Origin of the sequence: Acinetobacter sp. DSM 11652, assembly GCF_900109815.1 — a bacterium.
Taxonomy (GTDB): domain Bacteria; phylum Pseudomonadota; class Gammaproteobacteria; order Pseudomonadales; family Moraxellaceae; genus Acinetobacter.
In genome coordinates, this window is sequence record NZ_FOBK01000012.1 from 110,359 (window position 1) to 113,388 (window position 3,030).

3 protein-coding genes and 1 pseudogene are annotated in these 3,030 nt (G+C 31.3%); 3 read left to right on the forward strand and 1 reads right to left on the reverse strand.

Annotation, left to right across the window (positions count from 1 at the left end):
• The 3 genes from BMW42_RS12155 to BMW42_RS12165 all read left to right on the forward strand — a co-directional run.
• The coding region (locus BMW42_RS12155) for a DUF2345 domain-containing protein (protein WP_143047416.1) at nt 1-627 on the forward strand (627 nt) is incomplete at its 5' end.
• On the forward strand, nt 614-2,161 hold the full coding sequence (locus BMW42_RS12160; protein ID WP_092768153.1) for a hypothetical protein: 1,548 nt from the start codon (nt 614-616) through the stop codon (nt 2,159-2,161). The genes BMW42_RS12155 and BMW42_RS12160, both read left to right, overlap by 14 nt.
• 4 nt (nt 2,162-2,165) lie before the next feature.
• Nucleotides 2,166-2,615, forward strand: coding sequence for a hypothetical protein (locus tag BMW42_RS12165; RefSeq protein WP_143047414.1), 450 nt, complete (start codon nt 2,166-2,168; stop codon nt 2,613-2,615).
• Between the two features lie 202 nt (nt 2,616-2,817).
• On the opposite strand, the pseudogene BMW42_RS12170 reads toward BMW42_RS12165, so the two are convergent.
• Nucleotides 2,818-3,030, reverse strand: a pseudogene (locus BMW42_RS12170) (IS5/IS1182 family transposase); the annotation flags it as partial.

Sequence of the window (3,030 nt, forward strand, 5' to 3'; positions counted from 1 at the left end):
CTCAGTGCAGATGGACAGATCAACCAAATTGCACAAGGAAGCATTAACACCAGCACGCAAGACAGCATCATCGGACATGCCAGCAAAAAGATCAGTTTATTTACAGCGCAAGAAGGGGCACGACTGTATGCAGGGAAAGGTAAGATCGAGATTCAAGCCCAAGGGGATGGTGCTGATCTGATTGCAAGAAAGGGTGTGCAAATTATTTCCACTGAAGATACGATTTATATCACCAGTCCGAATGAAATTAATCTAACCGCAGGTGGCTCTCAAGTAAAACTCAATGGCTTGGGAATATTTCCAACCACTAGTGGCAAGTTTGAAAGTAAGGCAGGGCAGCATCAGTTTATTAGCGGTGAAAATGTTACTCCTAACATACCAATAATACCTAAAGTAGGAATATATAATCTAAGATTTGAAGTTAGAGACAAGGAAACGAATGAAATCTTGACAAATACGGCATATGTTTTAATTGATAAGTTAGGGCACACTCATTATGGTGTTACTGACGATAAAGGCTACACAAGTGTTATCTACTCTGATAAGAAAGAAGGGTATGCACTACATGTTTTATCAAATCAGATAGAAGACTTTAGTTCGAAGGATGAGAATGATGGCCAAATATGAAGTTCCTCGAATTGCACAACTTTATATCGAAAAAGTGCTAGATAATTTAACTATTAAAAACTTTAAATATAAAATTACTAAAAAAAATGCAAGTAAAATTATCTATACTTCCAAATATCTTATGTTTAATCAAAATAAAACTATACCTATTATTGTTAATGATTCGTCAGAGAAAGTCCAAATAGATGTTTATTTGAATTCAAAATGGTTTAATGGGTATATTTTAAAGCATTATAAAGCGGATGCTACTATAAAATTCGATAAAGCAAGTTTAAAGTCGACAGAATCTTTGAATTCTGAAAACACAAACCATATTAAAGAGTTATCAATATCTACGAACGCTGAGGTTGGTTGGCTTCTCGTAAAAAAAGAACAGACATTTGATTCGCTTTTAAAACTAATATATAAAAAAGTTCCAACTCGAAGTGAGTTGGATATTTTTAGACATGCAAATGCACATATTAGTGATTTACAAGATTTAAACTTGAATAAAAATATTAAACCAGGACAAATAGTACTTGTAACAAATAAAAAGAGTTCACCTGAGTTAACTGAGTATAAAAAATTAGCTTTAGATGCTGAGAAAATATATCAAAGTTTATGTTTGAAAAAAGGGTTTGATCCTATTTTTTTTGCTAATAACTTTGAGTTATTAATGAATTATGTATTACTAGCAAAAGAAGCTCAAATTGCAAAAATTGAATATGAAAAAACTGTTCAAGGGCATAAAGAAAGTTACTGTGGTTCAGTAACAATAAATAAAGAAGTAGAATCGTTGAATGCGATTTCTACCTACGCTTCACAATCTAAAGAAAAATTAGATAATATTAAAATAGATGTAGAGCAAGAAAGAGTTAAACTTCTTAATGAAAATCTTTTGAAACAGTTAGATTCAGACTTTTTAGCCTTACAAAAAGCCAAAACAGAAGAAATTAGAAATAAAAGTAAAGAGGGTAATAATAAGCATGGTTCTGATTTTAGAAGAAAAAATTATGAAATATATCAGAGAATTGAAAAGTCGTTATCTCAAAACTTTACGCTAGTTATACAAAATAGAGAGCTTGCTAAAACTTTAAAAAATATTGTGAATGATAATTCTGGTGTCAGAGGAAAAGATTTTTTAGGTGGTCTTAAACCTGTAGTTCAATCAATGGAACATATTGGAAATGCAACAATAAGTATGAAACTAGGTTTAAAAGTTGTATTTTATTTTTATATCATTGATTCGGCAACTAAAATATATGGAGCTTACCAGACAGGCGATAGTGAATATACTTTGAAAGTTGCAACTGTTGAAACTTTGAATATTACAGGAGGAGTTGCTGGTGGGGCTTTAGGTGCAATGATTGCTGGTGGTGCGGCTGGTTGGATTGCAGGATCCAAATTTGGTTTAATTTTAGGTATACCAACTGGAGGTACTAGTGTAGTTGTTGCAGGTGCAATAGGTGCAGCTGTTGGAGCAGTTGCTGGTGGCTTTGCTGGAAACTATGCTGGTACTAACATTGGTAGAGAAATAACAGGTGTATGTGATTAATTTTATGTTAAATAATATAATAGTTACTGATGATAAAGTATTAATTCTAGTTGCTTTAAGTATTTTTTTTTCTGGTATATTAGTTTTTTTAATAGTGATTTATAATAATTTCTATACAAAAGCTAGGTCTGAATATTTTATGAATTTTTTTTATGGTATCCAACCTGATGATGCTAATTATAAGTTATTAAAACAAGGTATTAATGTTGCTGTTTATAGTTTTTTTATATTATTTTTTTTGTATTCATTCAAACTGATTAAAAAAGCGGATGATATTTTTCCATCAAGAAAAAAAAACATAAAACCATTTAAGTATTTCCCTAATGTATACATGGAGGATCTCGTGAGTTTTACTGAAAATAATATTATTTGGTTGAGAATTAATTTAACGGCTTTTGTATTTTTATTTTTTTTAGGGGTCTTTATATTTATATATTTTATAATTAGAAATTAACCATAATTTTTAAAAAATAATTATGTTATTCTAAAAATAATTTTTTAGATTATAAAAGTTAAAGGGTTATAGTGGGTGGGTCTGCAGGTGGGAGTGTAAAATAAAGAATATCTAAAAAGGTAGGGATTTATTGATGTATTTAATAAAGAGGGCTTTGTTGCACAAAGATTTGAAAGGCAAAGTGCCCCAAATTGAGTCAAATTTAAGGCGTAACTTGGGTAAGTGGTCGACCTAATTCCGTAAATCTGTTGAGGACTGCTACACGTGCATGAACCTCCTTGACTTGGCTATCAAAGCTCCTTGCACTGAGTTTATCTCCTAATAATTTGATGCGGTGCATTTTAGTCTCAACCAAACTTCGGCGATGATAGCCTGACCATTTTTCCATAGTGTCCTACCTAAACGTTTAACTGTT

Coding starts and splice junctions, on each gene's coding strand:
- BMW42_RS12165 (WP_143047414.1), top strand. CDS start 2,166: ATGTTAAATAATATAATAGTTACTGATGATAAAGTATTAATTCTAGTT.
- BMW42_RS12160 (WP_092768153.1), top strand. CDS start 614: ATGGCCAAATATGAAGTTCCTCGAATTGCACAACTTTATATCGAAAAA.